Origin of the sequence: Streptomyces specialis, from assembly GCF_001493375.1 — a bacterium.
Lineage (GTDB): Bacteria > Actinomycetota > Actinomycetes > Streptomycetales > Streptomycetaceae > Streptomyces > Streptomyces specialis.
Genome location: NZ_LN929894.1, coordinates 147,882 through 166,110, shown reverse-complemented (window position 1 = coordinate 166,110; position 18,229 = coordinate 147,882). Strand labels below are relative to the sequence as shown.

Genomic DNA, 18,229 nt, shown 5'->3' with positions numbered 1-18,229 from the left:
CGCGACCCAGGCGAAGAGATGCCCTTGCACCCTCACTGGCCGGCCTCCTTTCCGGTGAGCGCCTCGGCCTCGTGGCGGGCGTCGTTCTCAAGCTGGTCGAGCGCCGCCACCTCGGGGTGGTGCAGGTCGAACGCCGGGGACTCGGAACGAATCCTGGGCAGCGTGGTGAAGTTGTGCCGGGGCGGCGGGCACGACGTCGCCCATTCGAGCGAACGGCCGTAGCCCCACGGGTCGTCGGTGGTGATCTTCTCGCCGTACTTCCAGGTCTTCCAGACGTTGTAGAAGAACGGGAGCATCGACATGCCGAGCAGGAACGACCCGATGGTGGACACGGTGTTGAGGGCGGTGAACCCGTCCGCGGCCAGGTAGTCGGGGATGCGGCGCGGCATGCCCTCGGCGCCCAGCCAGTGCTGGACGAGGAAGGTCGTGTGGAAACCGACGAACAGCGTCCAGAAGGTGATCTTGCCCAGCCGCTCGTCCAGCATCTTGCCCGTCCACTTCGGCCACCAGAAGTGGAATCCGGCGAACATCGCGAAGACGACCGTGCCGAACACCACGTAGTGGAAGTGGGCCACCACGAAGTAGCTGTCGGAGATGGCGAAGTCCAGCGGCGGCGAGGCCAGGATCACACCGGTGAGACCACCGAAGAGGAACGTGATCAGGAAGCCGACCGACCAGAGCATCGGGGTCTCGAAACTGAGCGAGCCCTTCCACATGGTGCCGAGCCAGTTGAAGAACTTCACACCGGTCGGGACCGCGATCAGGAAGGTCATGAAGGAGAAGAACGGCAGCAGCACCGCGCCCGTGACGTACATGTGGTGCGCCCACACCGTCACCGAGAGGCCCGCGATCATGATGGTCGCGGCGACCAGGCCGATGTAGCCGAAGATCGGCTTGCGGCTGAAGACCGGGATGATCTCGGAGACGATGCCGAAGAACGGCAGCGCGATGATGTACACCTCGGGGTGGCCGAAGAACCAGAACAGGTGTTGCCACAGGATCGCGCCGCCATTGGCCGCGTCGAAGATATGTGCCCCGAAGACCCGGTCGGCCGCCAGCGCGAACAGGGCGGCGGCGAGCACCGGGAAGGCCAGCAGCACCAGCACACCGGTGAGCAGCACGTTCCAGGTGAAGATCGGCATCCGGAACATCGTCATGCCGGGCGCGCGCATGCAGATGATCGTGGTGATGAAGTTCACCGCGCCGAGGATGGTGCCGAAGCCGCCGAGGGCCAGGCCCATCACCCACATGTCGGCGCCGACGCCCGGCGAGCGGACCGCGTCGGACAGCGGGGTGTAGGCGAACCAGCCGAAGCTGGCCGCGCCCTGCGGGGTGAAGAAGCCGCCGACGACCATCAGGCCGCCGAACAGGTACAGCCAGTAGGCCAGCATGTTCAGCCGGGGGAACGCCACGTCCGGGGCGCCGATCTGGAGCGGCATGATCCAGTTGGCGAAGCCGGCGAACAGCGGGGTCGCGAAGAGCAGCAGCATCACCGTGCCGTGCATGGTGAAGAGCTGGTTGAACTGCTCGTTGCTCAGGTACTGGTTGCCCGGCCGGCCGAGTTCGGCGCGCATCAGCAGGGCGAGGACGCCACCGACGATGAAGAAGAAGAACGACGTGATGAGGTACATCGAGCCGATCGTCTTGTGGTCGGTGGTGGTGAGCCACTTGACCACGACGGACCCCGGCTGCGGGCGGCGCGCGGCGGCGCGGATCGCGGGCGCGACGTCCGACTCCTGGTTCTTTTCGAGGATACTCACGACTGCCCCTCGTTGGTCTGGGAGTTGCGGGCGGCGTCGGTCTGCTCGATACCGGCCGGGATGTACCCCGTCTGGCCCTGCTCCGCCAGGTCCTCCAGGTACGCGTCGTACTCCTCGGGCGACACGACCTGGACGTTGAAGAGCATGCGGGAGTGGTCGACGCCGCACAGCTCCGCGCACTTGCCCAGGAAGGTGCCCTCACGGGTGGGGGTGACCTCGAAGGTGTTGGTGTGCCCGGGGATGACGTCCTGCTTCATCAGGAACGGCACGACCCAGAAGGAGTGGATGACGTCGCGGGAGGTGAGGACGAACTGGACGGTCTCCCCCACCGGCAGCACCAGGGTGGGGCCCGGGTTGCCGGTGTCGGGGTTCCGGTCGGCGGGGGTGCCGATCTCGTAGACGCCGTTCGCGTCCGCCGGGAAGCGCTCCTGGATGCGGTCGGGGATCGCCTCCAGCTCGGACGCCTCCCGGGCGTCGCCCTCGTGGTCGCCCACGTGCTCGATGTAGTTGAAACCCCAGCTCCACTGGAAGCCGACCACGTTGATCACGTGATCGGGCTCGTCCGAGGTCTCCAGCAGCTCGGTCTGGTCCCGGGCGGTGAAGTAGAAGAGCACCGAGACGATGATCAGCGGGACGAGCGTGTACAGGGCCTCGATGGGGAGGTTGTACCGGTTCTGCGGGGGAACCTCGACCTTCGTCCGGGAGCGGCGGTGGAAGAAAACGCTCCACAGGATGAGGCCCCAGACCAGCACCCCCGTGGCGAGCGCGGCGGCCCACGAGCCCTGCCACAGGGACAGGATGCGGGGCGCCTCCTCCGTCACCGGGGTGGGCATGCCGAGGCGGGGGAAGTCCTCCGATGTGCAACCTGTCGCGGTTGCCAGGACCAGGCCCGCGATGAGCGCCTGCGGCAGGATCCGCCGCATCGGGCGCCGCGACGAGCGGTCGGAGCCGTTGGGACTCACGTAGCGCCTTCCCGAGAGTCTCGCCCATGGTCCGGGCTGCCTTCGCGCGGAGCGGGGCCGGCCCTGACACGGGCAGGGGTTTGGATGTTTATGCGGACCAAACCCTACTGGACGTCCCCCGGGGCCACGCGGGGAGGGTCACCCAACGCGCCGGGGTGGCGGAACAGGGGGATTGTTAGCGTGGCGGACGTGCCCTACTTCGACGCCGCGTCCTCGCTCCCGCTCCACCCCGTCGCCCGGCAGGCGCTGGCCGCCGCGCTGGAGGACGGCTGGGCGGACCCGGCCCGTCCGCACCGCGAGGGCCGGCGGGCCCGGATGCTGCTGGACGCGGCCCGGGAGACGGCGGCCGAGGCCGTGGGCTGCCGCCCGGACGAGCTGACGTTCACCTCCTCGGGGACGCGCGCCCTGCACACCGGCGTGGCGGGCGCGCTCGCGGGCCGGGCGCGGGCCGGGCGGCGGCTGGTGGTGTCGGCCGTGGAGCACTCGGCGGTGCTGCACGCCGCCGGGGCGCACCGGGACGCGGGCGGCGAGGTCACCGAGGTCGGCGTGGACCGGGCCGGGCGCGTCGCGCCGGAGGCGGTGGCGGCGGCGCTGGGCGACGACACGGCGCTGGTGTGCGTGCAGTCGGCCAACCATGAGGTGGGGACCCGTCAGCCGGTGGGCGCCATCGCGTCCGTGTGCCGCGCGGCGGGCGTGCCGCTGCTGGTGGACGCGGCGCAGTCGCTGGCCTGGGGGCCGGTGGAGGACGGCTGGTCGCTGCTGGCGGCCAGCGCCCACAAGTGGGGCGGCCCGCCCGGGGTGGGGCTGCTCGCGGTGCGCAAGGGGGTGCGGTTCGCGCCCGCGCGGCCGGTGGACGAGCGGGAGTCGGGCCGGGCGGCGGGCTTCGAGAACATCCCGGCCGTGGTCGCGGCGGCGGCCTCGCTGCGGGCGGTGCGGGAAACGGCGGACGCGGAGGCGGCCCGGCTGCGGACGCTGGTGGACCGGATCAGGGAACGGGTGCCGGAGCTGGTGCCCGACGTGGAGGTGGTCGGCGACCCGGTGCGCCGGCTGCCGCACCTGGTGACGTTCTCCTGCCTGTACGCCGACGGGGAGGCGTTGCTGTACGCGCTGGACCGGGAGGGCTTCGCCGTGTCGTCCGGCTCGTCGTGCACGTCGAGCACGCTGACGCCCAGCCATGTGCTGCGGGCCATGGGCGTGCTGTCGGAGGGCAACGTCCGGCTGTCGCTGCCGCCCGGGACGGCGGAGGAGGACGTGGAGCGCTTCCTCGCCGCGCTGCCCGGCGCGGTCGCCTCGGTCCGCGCGGCGCTCGCCCCGCCGGCCCCGGCTCCGGCCCGGCCCTCGGTGGTGCCGGACGAACGGGAGGGGGCCGGGGACGCGCTGACCGTGGACTCGCTGGGCAAGCGGTGCCCGATCCCGGTGATCGAGCTGGCGAAGGCGATCGGCCGCGTGCCGGTGGGCGGTGTGATCACCGTTCTGTCGGACGACGCGGCGGCCCGCCTCGACATCCCGGCCTGGTGCGCGATGCGCGGCCAGGAGTACGGGGGCGAGAGCCCTCACGGCGACGGGCCCGGTACGGCCTACCGGGTCCGCCGCGTGTCCTGACGCTCCCCGGCGCGCGGGGGCGGCGGCTCAGCCGAGGCGCTCGCGGACCTCGTCGGCCGCGTCCGCGCCGTACGCCTTGGCGAAGCGCTCCAGGAACGGGCCCCGGCGCAGCGTGTACTCCTGGGTGCCGACCGTCTCGATCACCAGCGTGGCGACCATGCAGCCGACCTGCGCGCTGCGTTCGAGGGAGGCGCCCCAGGCCAGGCCGGAGAGGAAACCGGCGCGGAACGCGTCGCCGACGCCGGTCGGGTCGGCCTTGGTCTCCTCCTCGGGGCAGCCGACCTCGAGCGGCTCCTCGCCGGACCGCTCGATCCGCACCCCGCGCGCGCCGAGCGTGGTGACGCGGGTGCCGACCCGGTCGAGGACCTCATCGGCCGACCAGCCGGTCTTGCTCTCGACGAGCGCCTTCTCGTACTCGTTGTGGAACAGGTACGCCGCCCCCTCGGTCAGGGTCCGGATCTCGTCGCCCTCCATCCGGGCGAGCTGCTGGGAGAAGTCGGCGGCGAACGGGATGCCCCGGGTCCGGCACTCCTCGGTGTGGCGGAGCATCGCCTCCGGGTCGTCGGCGCCGATGTGCACCAGGTCCAGGCCGCCGACCCGGTCGGCGACGGCCTGGAGCTCGATCAGCCGGGCCTCGCTCATGGCGCCCGTGTAGAAGGAGCCGATCTGATTGTGGGAGGCGTCGGTGGTGCACACGAAACGGGCGGTGTGCAGGAGTTCGGAGATGCGGACCGAGGCGGTGTCCACGCCGTGCCGGTCCAGCCAGGCCCGGTACTCCTCGAAGTCCGCGCCCGCCGCCCCGACGAGGATCGGGGACGCGCCCAACTGGCCCATGCCGTAGCAGATGTTGGCGCCGACGCCACCCCGGCGCACTTCGAGGGAGTCCACGAGGAAGGACAGCGAGACGGTGTGGAGCTGATCCCCGACGAGCTGGTCGGCGAACCGGCCGGGAAAGGTCATCAGATGGTCATGGGCGATCGAGCCCGAGACGGCGATACGCACGGCGGTTCCGCTCCCGAGGGCGTCAGGTGACAGGGGGCACCAGGCTACCGGCCCTGTGTGAAGCGCCGGTTGGCGGTGGAACCGGGGCGCTGGCCGCCCCGTCCAACCGGCATACCATCCGCTGATCCGAGGAGCGATGACGTGGCTGACGAGGAGACCCGCGAGGACGCGGACACCCCCGAGGGCCGGGACGGGAACGGCCGCGCCCGGTGGCCGGTGATCACGGGCGTGGCGGTGGCTGTCGCGGTCGTCGCGGGCGGTCTGTACGGAGTGAGCGGCCTGCTGGGCGGCGACGGCGACGAGGACGGTGCCCCGGCCGGGACCGTGGCCGGCGACGCGTCGGCCCCCCTGCTGCTGGACGGCCTCGCCGCGTCCCGCGTCGACGCCCAGTGGGACGCGGACACGGCCCTGGAACTGGCCGGCCCCGGTGCCCTGCGGCTGGCCGGGGACCCGCCGGACGGCCCGGAGCGGGCGGCGGCGTACGGCTTCGCGGAGGTCACCGAGGAGCAGGTCGCCGGGCTGGCGGAGGTCTTCGGCCTGGACGGCGAGGTGTCGGGCGACGGCGGCACGGCGTGGACGGTGCCCGGCTCGGAGCCGGACGGCGCGTCGCTGACCGTGACGGGCCAGGCGCCCGGCTCCTGGTCGTACGGCGGGGCGATCTTCACCAGCGACCTCGACATGGACCCGGCCGACCCGGACGCCTCCGTCGCGAGCCCGGAGATGCCGGTGGACGACGCGGGCGGCTCCCCGCCGTCCGAGCGGGAGGCCCTGGACGCGGCCGGACCGCTGCTGGACGAGCTGGGCCTGTCCGGCGCCGAGCTGGACGCGACGCTCACCGTGGCGTCGCAGCGCGTCGTACGGGCGTTCCCCGTCGTGGACGGGCTGCCGGTGCACGGCCTGGCGACCGAGCTGCACGTGGACGCGGACGGCGAGGTGACCAGCGCCACCGGCGCGCTGGCGGCGCCCGAGGCGGGCGAGGAGCGCGAGGTCACACGCGGCGCGGCCGAGGCCGTCGAGGAGTACAACGAGACGCTGGGCGACCTGCCCGTGCCCGAGATCGCCTGCGCCGAGCCGGCGCCCGACGACGCCCGGGAGCCGGCGGCCGAGCAGGAGCCGGTGGCCGAGCCGGGCGAGCCGGTGCCGCCGGCGGAGCCGGAGACGGCGCCCGCCTGCCCGTCCGACGGGGAGAAGCCCGCGCCGACGGAGGTGACGGCCGAGTTCGGACTGGCGCTGCACTACTCCGGGCAGGAGCCGGTGCTGGTGCCGTCCTGGCTCTTCGCGGGGACGCTGACGGCCGGGGTGCCGGTCGTGGTGAGCCACCCGGCGGTGGCGGTCGAGTACGGAACGACCGGCGGAACGCCCGACACCCCCGCGCCCGCCGAACCCGCGGAGCCCGCCGAACCCGCCGACCCGGGCTCCGGCGCGGGCACCGAGCCGGGCGATCCGGGCGAGAGCCCGGACGTCACGGAGACCGGCTGGTCGGTCGCGCCGTACGAGGAGTCGGACACGGAGCTGACCCTGCGCTTCTGGGGCGGCGTGTGCGACGAGTACGCCGCCGTCGCCGAGGAGTCGGACGACGAGATCACGGTGACCCTGGAGGCCACCAACCCGGACCCGACCCGGCAGTGCATCCTGGTCGCCGAGGAGCAGACGACGGAGATCTCCCTCGACGAGCCGGTCGGGACCCGCACCCTGGTGGACGAGCGGGGCGAGCCCATCCCGGTCCGCTGAGCGGACCGGGAAAAGCGACGGCGGAGGCGGCGGACCGGATGGATCGGTCCGCCGCCTCCGCCGTGCCGATCAGCTGAAGGAGTCGCCGCAGGCGCAGGAGCCGGTGGCGTTCGGGTTGTCGATGGTGAAGCCCTGCTTCTCGATGGTGTCGACGAAGTCGATCGAGGCGCCACCGAGGTAGGGGGCGCTCATCCGGTCGGTGACGACCTTCACGCCGTCGTAGTCCTTGACGACGTCGCCGTCGAGCGAGCGCTCGTCGAAGAAGAGCTGGTAGCGCAGACCGGAGCATCCACCGGGCTGAACCGCGACGCGGAGCGCGAGGTCGTCACGCCCCTCCTGCTCCAGCAGGCTCCTGACCTTCGCCACGGCCGTGTCGGAAAGGACGATGCCGTCCTTAACGGTCTCTTCCGTTACGGACATCTGCGTATCTCCCAAGTAGTCCGGGTGCACTGTGTGCGGAGTGCTCTGCCGAGTGCGCCAACAGAAGTCCGGCCGGTTTCATTCCGGCCGCGGCGCGTCTCTTCTCGTTTCCCTCATGCTCGCACACCGTGGCGCGTCGCGGAATGCGTCACAGTGACGCTATGGCCATCGTCAAGCTGACGCGAAGAGGTTATGATCCATAACGTCAATCCGACGAAAAGGCGTCGGACGCGCACAGAAAGAAGGGGTGGGAGCCGTGAACACCGCCCAGACCCTCGACGTCGAGCCGACCCCGCTCGCCCTCCTCCTGCTGGGCCGGAACGCCGATCCGGCCAGCGAGCGCGGGGTGGACTGTCCAGGCGACCTGCCGGCGCCGTCCGACCCCGATCTGGTGGAACGGGCCCGCGCGGCCAAGGCCAGGCTCGGCGAGCGGCTGTTCGTGCTGGGCCACCACTACCAGCGGGACGAGGTCATCCAGTTCGCGGACGTCACCGGGGACTCCTTCAAGCTGGCCCGCGACGCCGCTGCCCGGCCGCAGGCCGAGTACATCGTCTTCTGCGGTGTGCACTTCATGGCCGAGTCGGCCGACATCCTCACCTCCGACGCCCAGGCCGTCGTCCTCCCCGACCTCGCGGCCGGCTGCTCCATGGCCGACATGGCCACCGCCGAGCAGGTCGCCGAGGCGTGGGACGTGCTGACCGACGCGGGCGTGGCCGATGTCACGGTCCCCGTCACCTATATGAACTCCTCCGCCGACATCAAGGCGTTCACCGGCCGGCACGGCGGCACCGTCTGCACCTCCTCGAACGCCACCCGCGCGCTGGAGTGGGCGTTCTCCCAGCGGGGCGACGGCGACGGCAAGGTCCTGTTCCTCCCCGACCAGCACCTCGGCCGGAACACCGCCGTGCGGGACCTGGGCATGTCGCTGGACGACTGCGTCGTCTACAACCCGCACAAGCCGGGCGGCGGGCTGACCGCCGACCAGTTGCGCCGGGCCCGGATGATCCTGTGGCGGGGCCACTGCTCGGTCCACGGCCGCTTCTCGGTCGACTCGGTGAACGAGGTCCGCGCCCGCGTCCCCGGCGTCAACGTGCTCGTCCACCCCGAGTGCCGGCACGAGGTCGTCGCGGCGGCCGACCACGTCGGGTCCACGGAGTACATCATCAAGACGCTGGACGCCGCCCCCGCCGGCTCCAAGTGGGCCGTGGGCACCGAACTCAATCTGGTCCGGCGGCTGGCGAACCGTTACGCCGCCGAGGACAAGGAGATCGTCTTCCTCGACCGGACGGTGTGCTTCTGCTCCACCATGAACCGCATCGACCTGCCGCACCTGGTGTGGGCCCTGGAGTCGCTGGCCGACGGGAAGGTCGTCAACCGCATCACCGTCGACCCCGAGACGGAGCACTTCGCCAAGCTCGCCCTCGACCGGATGCTCGCCCTGCCGTAGCCCGCCCGCCGCGCTCCGGGCGACCATGGACCGCATGATCCTGCGCCGGGTACGAGACAACCGAGCGGACGCCGAGGCCGTGCGGACCGTGACCGCCGCCGCCTTCGGAGGCGACGAGTGGAGCGAACGGCGGACCGTCCGTTTCACGCGCCGGGTCCGGCACCTGGCCGGGACCGACCCGGCCGGGTGCTGGCTCGCCGAGGACGACGCGGGCGACCCGGTCGGGGTGGCCCTGGCGTCCCTGCGCGAGGGCCTGTGGGGGCTGTCGCTGCTCGCGGTGGTGCCCGGCGCGCAGGGCAAGGGCGTGGGCACCGAGCTGATGCGCCGGGCGGCGGCGTACGGCCGGGGCACGCTGCGCGGCGTCATCTGCGCCCGGCCGCACTCCGGCGCCGCCCGCGTCTACCGGGCCGCCGGGTTCAGCCTGCACCCGACGATGCGGCTGTCGGGAACGGTGGACGCCACCCGGCTCACCGTCCCGGACGGCCCGGCGATCGAGGGCGGCCCGGCGCAGCGGGACCTGATGGACTCGGTGGACCGGCGGCTGCGCGGCGCCGCCCACGGCCCCGACCACGGCGAACTGCTGCTGCACTGCCGGGTGGTCGTGGCCGACGACCTGGCCGGCAGCGGGTACTGCTACCTCGACGAGGACGGCACCGTCGAACTCCTCGCCGCCACCTCCCGCCGGATCGCCGTACGGCTGCTGACATCGGCGCTGCTCAGCCTGCCGCCCGGCGCCACGGCCACCGTGCGGCACCTGACCGCCGAACAGGAGTGGGCGCTCGACGTCGGGTTCGCGGCCGGCCTGGACCTGTCCGCCGACGGCTACCTGTGCCTGCGCGGCAGGCGCCCGCCCGCGCCGTACCTGCCGTCGGTCCAGTTCTTGTGACGGAGGGGGCCTGTGAAGGTGCTCGACAGAAGGAAGAGAGTCACGCAAAGAAGAAACCGGCTGAGGAGCCAGCGCAGTTGTTAACCACCGCAACCCCACAGAAACACAACTATCCTCTTCCGCGGCCGGCGCCGGAGGAGAAAAAGAAAGGGGGGGGGGCCCCCCCCCGGCCCCCGCCGGGGGGCTCGCGCCATCGTCCCCGACCGCCGCGACCAAACAGGATGGACGCGCACCGGCCCGCCACGGAAAGATTCGATCATGCATGCCAAGACGCTCGCCGCCTCCGTCGCCGTTGTCGCCGCCCTCGCGGCCACCGGCGCCGCCCCACCGCCGCACGCCGCTCCGCCGTCGGTCGAGGGCGTCTGGCAGACCGATGGCTACGGCATGGCCGTGGTCGTCGGCCCCGACAGCCTCACGACGTACGACCTCACGGCCGTGAGCTGCCTGCCGGGCACCATGGCGGCCGAGCGGTCGGCCGACGCCACCGGCCGGAACGGCGCCCGGAGCTACACCGCCGCCGGTGACCGCCGGATCACCGTCACCCCGAGCCGGGACGGCAGCGCCACGCTGGCCATCGCCTCCAGCGTGGGCACCCGCACCCTGCACCGCGTCCCGGCACTGCCGGACATCTGCGGGACACAGCCCGACACCGATCCGCTCGCCGTCTTCGACGTCTTCTGGCAGACCTACGCCGAGCACTACCCCTTCTTCGACGAGCGGGGCGTCGACTGGCAGGCGGTGCGCGACCAGTACCGGCCCCTGATCGGCGAGGACACCGGCGACGACGAGCTGTTCGCCGTCCTGCGGGCGATGATCGAGCCGCTGCACGACGCCCACACCGGCCTCTCCGACGGCGGCGACCGCGAGTTCAACGGCATGCGGGAGGACACCCCGCCCTTCGACCTGGAGGACCTGGCCCGCATCGACGCGGCCGTCGAGGAGGCGGTCGGCGTCCCGCTGACGAGTTACGCCAACGGCGCGCTCTCCTTCGCCCGCCTGCCGGACGGCACCGGCTACCTGCGCGTCACCCGCTTCGTGGGCTTCAGCGACGAACCGTCGTACGTCCGGTGGGAGGAGGAGCTGGAGACCGCGCTGGACGAGATCCCCTGGCGGCGGCTCGACGGACTCGTCGTGGACGTCCGGGTCAACGGCGGCGGCGCCGACCCGCTGGCCCTGAGCATCGCCTCCCGGCTGACCGGCCGGACCTACACCGCCTACACCAAGTACGTGCGGAACGACCCGGACGACCCCGCCGGGTACACCGCGGGCCGGCCCATCACCGTCCGGCCGGCCCCGGGCCCCCGTTACACCGGCCCGGTCGCGGTGCTCACCGGGCCGCTGACGATCAGCGCGGGCGAGACGTTCACCCAGGCGCTGACGGAACGCCCCGCCGAGACGATCCTGATCGGGCAGAACACCCAGGGCGTCTTCTCCGACACGATGGACCGCGCGCTGCCCAACGGCTGGCAGTTCCGGCTGCCCAACGAGGAGTACCGGACCGCCGAGGGCACGACCTACGACGTGACCGGCATCCCGCCGCAGCACCTCACCCCGGTCTTCACCGAGGAGGAGCTGTCCGAGGGCCGGGACAGCGCGCTGGAGACGGCGCTGCGGCTGCTGGACTGACCCGTCAGGCGGAGCGGGGGCGGACCAGGCCCGTCTCGTAGGCCAGGACGACGAGCTGGGCGCGGTCGCGGGCGGCGAGCTTGGTGAGCAGCCGGTTGATGTGGGTCTTGACGGTGAGGGGGCTGACGGACAGGCGGCCGGCGATCTCGTCGTTCGACAGCCCGCCCGCCACCTCGGCCAGCACCTCGCGCTCGCGGACCGTGAGCACGTCCAGCGCGGACGCGTCCGGCGCCGCCCGCTGCCCGTCGTCCCGCTGCTCCAGGAAGCGCGCGATCAGCCCCCGGGTCGCCGCCGGTGACAGCAGCGCCTCCCCGGCGGCCACCAGCCGGATCGCGCTCAGCAGCTCGGCGGGCTCGGCGCCCTTGCCGAGAAACCCGGACGCCCCGGCCCGCAGCGCCTCCACCACGTAGTCGTCCGACTCGAAGGTGGTCAGGATCACCACCCTCACCCCGTCGAACGCCGGATCCGCGCCGATGGCCCGGGTCGCCGCCAGCCCGTCGAGCCCCGGCATCCTGATGTCCATCAGCACCACGTCCGCGCCCCGCTCGCGGATCACCTCCAGCGCCTCGGCACCGTCCGACGCCTCACCGGTCACGGTCATGCCCGGATCGGACTCGACCAGCACCCGGAACGCACTGCGCAACAACGCCTGGTCATCGACGAGCACGACTCGCACCGGTCGCCCACCGGCCCCCTCGGGACGCGTAGCGGTCATACCCCCAGCCTAGGCCGAACAGCCGGCACCGAGTTCTCACGCGGGCGCGAACGGCCCCTGCGCCTGCCGTCGTTCTTCGTCGGTCCCCTCGCCGTTCAGCAGGACGGCGGAGAAGGGGACGCGGGCCCCCGCCGCGTACACCGCGTACTTGACGATTCCGGAGGATGTGGCCTGGCTCTCGACGGAGAGCCATTCGGTCGCGGCGGGGAGTGTGACGGGAATCTTCGCCCGGTCCACCCACGCCGCGGCCATGACCAAGGTGTGCGTTTCCGGCTGCTCGGCGGGGCCGTCCCCGAAGGTCTGATCGAAGACAAGGAGTCGCCCCACAGGAATGGGCAGGTTCGTCTGGGCCAGCAGATAGTCCGCGGCGCACTCCCTGACAGGGGTGCGTCGAGGCACGGAGCCCCCGGGCAGAACCGGCCCGGTCTCCCCGGGGAGCCGCACGAACAGGATGGAGGGCGCGTCGATCGCCATGACAAGAACACGGACGACGACACGGATATCGGGGGAATTCATCTTCGCCTTACGCATTGATTCGACAGGTGAGGCCCGTGCTCCCGGGGGGACGGGATTCCCGGGCGCTCGCCGCCCGTTTCTCTACCGGCCCTGATACGGATTGACGCCGGGGCCTCGCAACACGGCGGCTTCCGCCCTTCCACGCCGGGGCACTCCCCAGGCGTCGAACTGATGCGAAAGCCACGTGGCGGAGACGTTGAGGCTCCGCGCGAGACGGCTCATCGGCTCCTCATCGAGGAGGTAGCGGTCCACGACATGCTTCTTGTGGGCGACCACCCACGCGCGGGCGTCCTCGCCGCTCCGGTGGTGGGCCGGGCCTTGGCCTTCCCCGCTTTCGGATCGTTGTTCCGTACCGGCGGGAACGTGGCGTTCCCGGGGGAGGTAGATGACCGTCTTGCAGTGAGGGCACCGCTTGCCCTCCGGTGAATCTTCCAGGTGAGAACCGTGGTGCCCGCATCGGCTGCCCATTTCCCTGTCCTTCTGCGTCCGTGGGTGGTGGTCCCGAATGATGACGACGTGGATCAGGGTGGGTATCGCGGTCCTGCGCGACCGGGGGCGCACGACGGGAAGGTTCATGACGTCTCCCCGAGAAACTCGATCTCTTCGGGAGCCGTGCACCACTCACATCCGCCGCCGGTGGGACGAATGTAAATCTCGGTGTCCGCCCGCTTGCGCCGACCCATGCTGTCGGTCGTGAAACGCACGAACGCCTCCCGCAACGTGCCTTCCCGCCCGGTCGCCCGGTCACGGACCCGGCGGAGGCGGAAGGAACCGAGCCGGGGCGTGAGGTCGGCGTAGACCAACCGCAAGAACGCCTCCTCGTCGACCGGAAGGCCCGGCGGCGGGGCGAGTCCGGCCCCTCGGGCCGAAGGCTTTGTCATGACTGCCTGTCCTTCGTTCAGGTGGTCCATGCCCCGGACCGACACGGACCGGTCGCGGGGGTGCTGGTTCCGCACGAATGCGCTGTCCCACGAGCTTCTAGGCGGTGGAGCCTCGGACGGAACCGCGAACGGGGAACGGTGCCACCGGCTTTGGGGAACCCCGCACCCGGGCCACGCACTATCCTGGGACTGGTCCAATCCCGTCCCGCGAGGTGGCCCATGGACGAACGCGAAGCCCAGCGGAGCGGCTACCCGCTCACGATCCCCGCCGCGTTGCTCAATAGCGAGGCCATGCGACGAGCCTGCGAGGCCCGCGACTTCCGGGAAATCTTCCGACTCGTCAACCGACGTACCGGCTCCAGCTACGCTGATATGGCAGCCGCCATCGGCAAGATGACCAATTCGCGTATCAGTGACGTGATTCGCGGGGTTCGGGGCATTCGAGGCCAGCACGTCATCGAACGCATTGCCGATGGTTTCGGCATCCCCGGAGAAATGCTCGGCCTGCCGAGAAGGCCATGGGAGGGTTCCTCCCAGGAACGTCCCTCGCGTGAGGTCGCAGCATATTCCTCACCGCAAAGTGCAGCAGCGAAGTTCCCGTCGTCTCGGGGAGAGGACTATCTGGATGCGAGCGTTCTGGACGAAATGATCAGGCGAGAATTCTTGCGGCTCATGAGCATAGCAAATGCTTCTCTTGTAGCCCCCGAAGTGAACATGCTCTGCGAGACGCGTCTTCCTGCCGCCGATAGTCGAGGCTTCATCGAGGATTGTGATCGCATGAACTCGCACCTTTGGCAGGTATTCGCACTTTCCTCGTCTAAGAACGCGGTTTATCCCGTCGTGAGAGGGCAGCTAGCGGGACTCGTGGACGGTCTGAAGAATGCCGCCGATGAAGAACAACACAGGCGTCTATGTGGCGCTGCTGGGAATCTCTTCCAGCTCGCCGGAGAGATTTTTTTCGACAGCAATCACTACACCGAGGCAGCCCACTGCTACACGGTGGCCGCGAGCGCGAGCAAAGAAGCCGGCGCATTCGATCTTTGGGCATGCGCACTTACGCGACATGCCTTCGTCGGGCTTTATGAAGGCGCGTACAGTACCACTGTGCATTTGCTGGAAACTGCCGAGCGAATCGCGCGGCGTGGAGACAGTCAATTGTCTACTCGCCACTGGGTGGCTGCCGTGCAGGCGGAAGTGTTCGCAAAAGTAGGAGACTACGAGGCGTGTAGCCGTTCACTGGATAAAGCTGAGCAAGTACGCTCACTCGGTAGTGGCATGCATAATGGCGGATGGCTGCGGTTCGACGGCTCCAGACTTGCCGAGGAGCGTGGTACGTGTTTCGCAGCCTTGGATAGGCCCGACCAAGCGGAAGCGGCGCTGACAGAAGCACTCAAGCAACCTCTTTCCTCGCGTCGAAGAGGCGGTGTACTTGTCGACCTGGCAGATACTGGAATTCAGCAGCGAGACGTCGAGAAAATACTGGCTTATGCTCACGCGGCTGTTGAGCTAGCTCAACGAACCGGCTCAGGATATGTCGGGCGTAAGTTGCAAGCTCTGCAAGTTCGCTTGGCGCCGCTACTCACCGATCAACGAATTCTGCAACTGAATGACCAGATCTCGACACTTCGTCATGTGGGATGACTTGCCAAAGGAGAGATCATGACCGACGAGCCGAGCCGCCTCTTTCGTGATGCATGGATCCGTGGGGTAAAGAAATATTTCCCCGGCGAGCCCAAACCGGGCTACATCGCGCCATGGGAAGACATGCCAGACTGGGAAAAACGAGCCGCCGCAGCCGTACATGAGCAGGTTCGTCAGTTCATCGAAATCAGTGATGGTGAGACCTCGAAGCTTACTCGTGAGCAAAAGGGACGTTTTGTGGCCGTCTGCTGGGTCGCGCAGATCTACAAGCACATCCCCGACCCGAAACCGAGCTACGTTGCCGATTGGGACGACCTGCCGGAATGGCAGCGAGAAACTGATACGGAGATCTTCGAAGCGATCGAGAGTCATTCAGCTTGACGGTCCATCCGGGATCGCCATCCGCACGCGCGGATAGCAGCTCCGCTTCCGTAATCGAATTCCTGGACATGATCAGAGACTACGTGATGGAGTTCGAATGAGCGAGAACCTGATTCCCGATGGCCTCAACTGGCGGAAGAGCAGCTATCGCCAGGGCGGCGGGATGAACAACGGCGATTGCGTCGAGGTAGCGGACGGAGTTGCCGGCATGGTTCCGATCCACGACAGCAAGAAGGCAGATCATGGCCCGATAATCTTGGCTTCGGCAGCATCCTTCGCATCCTTCGTATCGGCTGTTCGGTCGCAAGGTTTCGACCGCTAGCCTTCGGCTTCCGCACCGAACAGCCGACCGCAGGGCCTCGAAGCCGACAAAACGAGGAATCCCCCTCCCTGCCCGAAAAAAGCAGGAAGGGGGTCTCTGGATATCCACTCCTGGACAACGCCCTGCATTCCCTGAAGGTTGCATACAAGTAATGGGCATCTGGGACCAGATTAGACCACCGAACCCCTTGATACCGAGGTGTCTCTGCGGAGTGTTGAGATGGCAAACACGCAAGAATTGGCCGCGATGCGGCGTGCGATCGTGATCTCAGCCCAAGGGCTAGGATCCACCAGCCCTAACCCGCCGGTGGGGTGCGTGATTCTCGATGAGCGAGGAAACGCAATCGGCGAGGGATACCACCTGCGAAAAGGGCAGGCCCACGCCGAAGTCAACGCGCTCGCTGCCGCCGGGCCACGCGCGGTCGGTGGAACAGCGGTCGTGACTCTGGAGCCTTGCAACCATTACGGTCGCACTCCGCCGTGCCGACAAGCCCTCATCGACGCCCGGGTGGCCAAAGTCCTCATTGCCGTCATGGATCCCACCTCGCGCGGCGAAGGCGGTGCCGCTGTGCTTCGACAAGCCGGCATCCATGTGGAACAAGGCGTTCTCGCACAGGAAGCACTCCTCGTGCTAGGTCCATGGCTGGCATCCACCCATACCGGACGGCCCTTCACTACTTGGGTCTACGGGGCAGCCTCGGACGGCAGCCCAGACGTCGCCGTCATCGGCCCGGTAGCCGAGGAAACCCTGGCGCTTCGCTCCTCACATGACCTCGTGCTGACCCGGCAAGGAATGCTGGAAGAAGGCCACCCCGGGAACCACAATCCGGATGTCTTCACCGTGCCTGCCGGGCCGATCTCCGATGATCCGAGCAAAGCACTGGAAGGCTGCCAGCAGGCGGGAGCACGCTCACTGCTGATCGAAGGCGCATCCCCTCAAGCCTTGACTCTCATGGACGCATACCCGGCAGACCGGGTGATTGCCTACCTGCCTGCCACTCGGGCCTCCTGGGCGCCACCTCCATGGCAATTCGTGGACCTCTTCGATGGCTATCGCCTCACCGATGTACGACGCCTTCAGGGATTCACCCGGCTGGTCGCGGACAGGGCCTGGTCGGGTAACCGCAGCACCGATAAGGAGATGACATGACCGACGAGCCGGGGCGCCTCTTTCGGGAAGCGTGGATCCGTGGCGTGAAGGAACATTTCCCGGGCGAGCCCAAGCCGGGCTACATCGCACCGTGGGAAGAGATGCCCGCATGGGAAAAACAAGCCGCCGCAGCCGTGTACGAACAGGTGCGCCAGTTCATCGAGATCAGCGACGGTAAGACTTCGAAGCTCACTCGCGAGCAGAAAGGGCGCTTCGTGGCCGTCTGCTGGGTCGCGCAGATTCACAAGCACATCCCTGACCCGAAACCGAGCTACGTCGCCGATTGGGATGACCTGCCGGATTGGCAGCGCGAAACCGACGCCGACATCTTCACATTTATCGAGGATCTTCCAGGGTGACGCTCCCCCGGTGATCCGACGTCGGACCGGCCAGAGGCGTCAACGCGAAGGCCCGGAGACAGCCGAGAATCTTGGGGGTCGCACATGAGCGAAGAGGAACTGAGTCCTGGTCAGGTCGATGAAATCACCAGATTTGTCGACATCGAGGCGTCACCGCCGGAGGGGGAGCCGACCGCCCACTTCCTCTTCGGTACCAACCGGCTTCAGCCTGTCGAGATCGCGGCCGAGCGGTACCACCGGGGGCTGGCGCCCCTGATCATCGCAACAGGTGGCGTCAACCGCCACAACGGCATCGTGGAAGGCAGCGAGTTCCGCAGGCTGCTCATCGAGCGTGGCGTCCCCGACTCCGTCATCCGCCATGAGGACAGGTCTACGAACACGTGGCAGAACGTGGAGTTCGCCCTCCCGTTCCTGCGCGAGGCGCTGGAGTCCGGATGGAGAATCACAGCCATCAGCAAGTGGTTCCACCGCCGCACGGTTCACTCCCTCGCGACCCTGCTGCCCGACCTCGGACCTTTTTATGCGATCGCGTGGGAACCCGTCTATGCGGGCAAGCGGACCACTCGTACCGACTGGCCCGCCATTCCGGACGGCCGACGGAGAGTGATCCGCGAGTGGCGGGAAGTGTCCCGCCGTGTCGAGGACGGCAGTTTCCGGGACGTGCGCCGTGTCGATGGCGCGTGGCCCTCCCCCTTATGAGTACGTCCGCCTGTCCCCTGGGCTTCTCCCTTCTTTTTTTAACCTTTCCCACCCCCCCAGGCACGCCGGACTAACACATTCCCTCTTCTTCCTCTTCAACACAAACAGAACACTCGTCATCTCACACGCT

General features: G+C 69.1%; 18 protein-coding genes. 11 read left to right on the top strand and 7 right to left on the bottom strand.

Annotation, left to right across the window (positions count from 1 at the left end):
* Window positions 1-32: 32 nt before the first annotated feature.
* Both ctaD and ctaC read right to left on the bottom strand, forming a co-directional pair.
* Complete coding sequence (gene ctaD, locus BN2279_RS12815; RefSeq protein WP_059009018.1) at window positions 33-1,760, bottom strand: aa3-type cytochrome oxidase subunit I; 1,728 nt, start codon at window positions 1,758-1,760, stop codon at window positions 33-35.
* On the bottom strand, window positions 1,757-2,722 hold the full coding sequence (ctaC, locus tag BN2279_RS12810; protein WP_059009017.1) for an aa3-type cytochrome oxidase subunit II: 966 nt from the start codon (window positions 2,720-2,722) through the stop codon (window positions 1,757-1,759). The genes ctaD and ctaC overlap by 4 nt, the downstream gene beginning before the upstream one ends.
* 189 nt (window positions 2,723-2,911) lie before the next feature.
* On the opposite strand from ctaC, the gene BN2279_RS12805 reads away from it, so the two are divergent.
* Window positions 2,912-4,324: a cysteine desulfurase/sulfurtransferase TusA family protein gene (locus BN2279_RS12805; protein ID WP_059009632.1), complete on the top strand. Its 1,413-nt coding sequence runs from the start codon at window positions 2,912-2,914 to the stop codon at window positions 4,322-4,324.
* Window positions 4,325-4,351: 27 nt separating this feature from the next.
* Here the strand turns inward: BN2279_RS12805 and BN2279_RS12800 are convergent, their stop codons facing one another.
* The gene (locus BN2279_RS12800; protein WP_059009015.1) at window positions 4,352-5,326 is read right to left on the bottom strand and encodes a carbohydrate kinase family protein; all 975 of its coding nucleotides are present in this window, start codon (window positions 5,324-5,326) and stop codon (window positions 4,352-4,354) included.
* 141 nt (window positions 5,327-5,467) lie between these two features.
* On the opposite strand from BN2279_RS12800, the gene BN2279_RS12795 reads away from it, so the two are divergent.
* Entirely contained in the window at window positions 5,468-7,057 is a 1,590-nt protein-coding gene (locus tag BN2279_RS12795; protein WP_059009013.1) for a hypothetical protein, read from the top strand.
* Between the two features lie 69 nt (window positions 7,058-7,126).
* Here the strand turns inward: BN2279_RS12795 and BN2279_RS12790 are convergent, their stop codons facing one another.
* Window positions 7,127-7,477: a HesB/IscA family protein gene (locus tag BN2279_RS12790; RefSeq protein WP_059009012.1), complete on the bottom strand. Its 351-nt coding sequence runs from the start codon at window positions 7,475-7,477 to the stop codon at window positions 7,127-7,129.
* Window positions 7,478-7,724: 247 nt separating this feature from the next.
* On the opposite strand from BN2279_RS12790, the gene nadA reads away from it, so the two are divergent.
* From nadA to BN2279_RS12775, 3 genes are all read left to right on the top strand, one after another.
* A complete protein-coding gene (gene nadA, locus BN2279_RS12785; RefSeq protein ID WP_104531020.1) occupies window positions 7,725-8,924 on the top strand; it encodes a quinolinate synthase NadA in 1,200 nt (399 codons plus the stop codon).
* A gap of 34 nt (window positions 8,925-8,958) precedes the next feature.
* The gene (locus BN2279_RS12780) at window positions 8,959-9,810 is read left to right on the top strand and encodes a GNAT family N-acetyltransferase (RefSeq protein WP_059009010.1); all 852 of its coding nucleotides are present in this window, start codon (window positions 8,959-8,961) and stop codon (window positions 9,808-9,810) included.
* Between the two features lie 258 nt (window positions 9,811-10,068).
* The gene (locus tag BN2279_RS12775) at window positions 10,069-11,436 is read left to right on the top strand and encodes a S41 family peptidase (protein WP_059009009.1); all 1,368 of its coding nucleotides are present in this window, start codon (window positions 10,069-10,071) and stop codon (window positions 11,434-11,436) included.
* Between the two features lie 4 nt (window positions 11,437-11,440).
* Here the strand turns inward: BN2279_RS12775 and BN2279_RS12770 are convergent, their stop codons facing one another.
* From BN2279_RS12770 to BN2279_RS12755, 3 genes are all read right to left on the bottom strand, one after another.
* The gene (locus BN2279_RS12770; RefSeq protein WP_059009004.1) at window positions 11,441-12,151 is read right to left on the bottom strand and encodes a response regulator; all 711 of its coding nucleotides are present in this window, start codon (window positions 12,149-12,151) and stop codon (window positions 11,441-11,443) included.
* Between the two features lie 36 nt (window positions 12,152-12,187).
* Window positions 12,188-12,625: an NUDIX hydrolase gene (locus BN2279_RS12765; RefSeq protein WP_159037210.1), complete on the bottom strand. Its 438-nt coding sequence runs from the start codon at window positions 12,623-12,625 to the stop codon at window positions 12,188-12,190.
* Between the two features lie 614 nt (window positions 12,626-13,239).
* Window positions 13,240-13,578, bottom strand: coding sequence for a hypothetical protein (locus BN2279_RS12755; protein ID WP_159037209.1), 339 nt, complete (start codon window positions 13,576-13,578; stop codon window positions 13,240-13,242).
* 189 nt (window positions 13,579-13,767) lie between these two features.
* On the opposite strand from BN2279_RS12755, the gene BN2279_RS30595 reads away from it, so the two are divergent.
* The 6 genes from BN2279_RS30595 to BN2279_RS12735 all read left to right on the top strand — a co-directional run bounded on the left by BN2279_RS30595 (window position 13,768) and on the right by BN2279_RS12735 (window position 18,099).
* Window positions 13,768-15,189: an NsdA family TPR-like regulatory protein gene (locus BN2279_RS30595; protein WP_234347809.1), complete on the top strand. Its 1,422-nt coding sequence runs from the start codon at window positions 13,768-13,770 to the stop codon at window positions 15,187-15,189.
* Window positions 15,190-15,207: 18 nt separating this feature from the next.
* Window positions 15,208-15,570 (top strand): hypothetical protein, encoded by a 363-nt coding sequence (locus BN2279_RS12750; RefSeq protein WP_059008995.1) that lies wholly within the window; start codon window positions 15,208-15,210, stop codon window positions 15,568-15,570.
* 97 nt (window positions 15,571-15,667) lie between these two features.
* Window positions 15,668-15,892, top strand: a complete 225-nt coding sequence (locus BN2279_RS27680; RefSeq protein ID WP_079032119.1) for a DUF397 domain-containing protein — start codon at window positions 15,668-15,670, stop codon at window positions 15,890-15,892.
* A gap of 219 nt (window positions 15,893-16,111) precedes the next feature.
* Window positions 16,112-17,041: a bifunctional diaminohydroxyphosphoribosylaminopyrimidine deaminase/5-amino-6-(5-phosphoribosylamino)uracil reductase RibD gene (gene ribD / locus BN2279_RS27675; protein ID WP_079032118.1), complete on the top strand. Its 930-nt coding sequence runs from the start codon at window positions 16,112-16,114 to the stop codon at window positions 17,039-17,041.
* Window positions 17,038-17,400, top strand: a complete 363-nt coding sequence (locus BN2279_RS12740; RefSeq protein ID WP_059008992.1) for a hypothetical protein — start codon at window positions 17,038-17,040, stop codon at window positions 17,398-17,400. Before ribD ends, BN2279_RS12740 begins: the two co-directional genes overlap by 4 nt.
* Before the next feature lie 84 nt (window positions 17,401-17,484).
* The gene (locus BN2279_RS12735) at window positions 17,485-18,099 is read left to right on the top strand and encodes a YdcF family protein (protein WP_059008990.1); all 615 of its coding nucleotides are present in this window, start codon (window positions 17,485-17,487) and stop codon (window positions 18,097-18,099) included.
* Window positions 18,100-18,229: the final 130 nt, after the last annotated feature.

What these genes read in the sequence shown, in the direction of transcription:
- BN2279_RS12790 (WP_059009012.1), bottom strand. Translation starts at nt 7,477, where the DNA reads ATGTCCGTAACGGAAGAGACCGTTAAGGACGGCATCGTCCTTTCCGAC.
- BN2279_RS12780 (WP_059009010.1), top strand. Translation starts at nt 8,959, where the DNA reads ATGATCCTGCGCCGGGTACGAGACAACCGAGCGGACGCCGAGGCCGTG.
- BN2279_RS12775 (WP_059009009.1), top strand. Translation starts at nt 10,069, where the DNA reads ATGCATGCCAAGACGCTCGCCGCCTCCGTCGCCGTTGTCGCCGCCCTC.
- BN2279_RS12770 (WP_059009004.1), bottom strand. Translation starts at nt 12,151, where the DNA reads ATGACCGCTACGCGTCCCGAGGGGGCCGGTGGGCGACCGGTGCGAGTC.
- BN2279_RS12765 (WP_159037210.1), bottom strand. Translation starts at nt 12,625, where the DNA reads ATGGCGATCGACGCGCCCTCCATCCTGTTCGTGCGGCTCCCCGGGGAG.
- BN2279_RS12755 (WP_159037209.1), bottom strand. Translation starts at nt 13,578, where the DNA reads ATGGACCACCTGAACGAAGGACAGGCAGTCATGACAAAGCCTTCGGCC.
- BN2279_RS30595 (WP_234347809.1), top strand. Translation starts at nt 13,768, where the DNA reads ATGGACGAACGCGAAGCCCAGCGGAGCGGCTACCCGCTCACGATCCCC.
- BN2279_RS12750 (WP_059008995.1), top strand. Translation starts at nt 15,208, where the DNA reads ATGACCGACGAGCCGAGCCGCCTCTTTCGTGATGCATGGATCCGTGGG.
- BN2279_RS27680 (WP_079032119.1), top strand. Translation starts at nt 15,668, where the DNA reads ATGAGCGAGAACCTGATTCCCGATGGCCTCAACTGGCGGAAGAGCAGC.
- ribD (WP_079032118.1), top strand. Translation starts at nt 16,112, where the DNA reads ATGGCAAACACGCAAGAATTGGCCGCGATGCGGCGTGCGATCGTGATC.
- BN2279_RS12740 (WP_059008992.1), top strand. Translation starts at nt 17,038, where the DNA reads ATGACCGACGAGCCGGGGCGCCTCTTTCGGGAAGCGTGGATCCGTGGC.
- BN2279_RS12735 (WP_059008990.1), top strand. Translation starts at nt 17,485, where the DNA reads ATGAGCGAAGAGGAACTGAGTCCTGGTCAGGTCGATGAAATCACCAGA.